At 57.6% G+C, this 931-nt stretch carries 1 pseudogene; it reads left to right on the plus strand.

Annotated elements, in window-relative coordinates:
* Window positions 1-219, plus strand: a pseudogene (locus tag AWB74_RS44880) (hypothetical protein); the annotation flags it as partial.
* Window positions 220-931: the final 712 nt, after the last annotated feature.

Raw genomic sequence — 931 nt, forward strand, 5'->3', positions numbered from 1 at the left:
GTCGACGTGTCGTTCGAGGCACTGAAGGACAAGGGCGCGCGCGAATACTTTAATCAATTGCCGACTTCGTTTGTCCTGCCAGACGAGGCGGTCGACCGCCTCCGCGCCGCTGCGGGCACGATCATCCTCGATTCGCCTGACTTCCGGCAGATGCTAAAGCAAGCCAAGCGCGCGTTGTCGATCTTCCCGCTAACACATCTTCAGCCGAAGGCCCTATGAAGTGAAAGCCACCACGGCGGCATTGCCACCGCGCTAGCTTCAGCCGACTGACGACCGAACGATTTAGCGAACCCGACTTTTGGCCCTTCAGTCATGTTTGGCGACGGTCCGGTTCCGGACATGACAATCCGCAACGGTAGGCAAGATTCATTCTGTTCGCTCGAAACCCTGTCGTTTGCGATCGACCCACGGTGGTCGTTCCGCGAATCACCGTCATGGGCGAATACTTGCACAGCCCGTCATTGGGATTGCCCAGGGCCGAAGCGCAAAAGAGGGTTGACTGCTGCCCGACACGGCCGATCTATGGCCGACCGCGCCGGGCGGTTTTACGTCTGACTGGGGGCGGCCACAAGCGCTCATCTAGCGCCATTTAGAAGTCGGAGTTTAGACGTCCGGCGTAGTAAAAATGGGCGTTTTAGCCTTGGACGCGCTATTGCTGTTGGCCGGGTACCCGGCCATTCGACCGGAACGTCATCCATTCAGATAGCGACTGAAGTAAGCAGTCCGACTGGGGGCACCGTTCGTTAGCTGACTTTCATGTGCGATTAGCCTTTCAGTGCTTTTAGGATGCTTGGTGGTCAAATGGCTTCTGGCAACGGGGATGGTGTCGGTAGTCTTCGGCCACGGCATCGATTCCATAGCCCGTCGCAAAAATAAAGCGGATATTGCGCGACGCGAGTGCATCGGCTACCGGGTACGACTTTTCGCCGTT

Source organism: Caballeronia arvi, assembly GCF_001544695.2.
GTDB lineage: Bacteria > Pseudomonadota > Gammaproteobacteria > Burkholderiales > Burkholderiaceae > Caballeronia > Caballeronia arvi.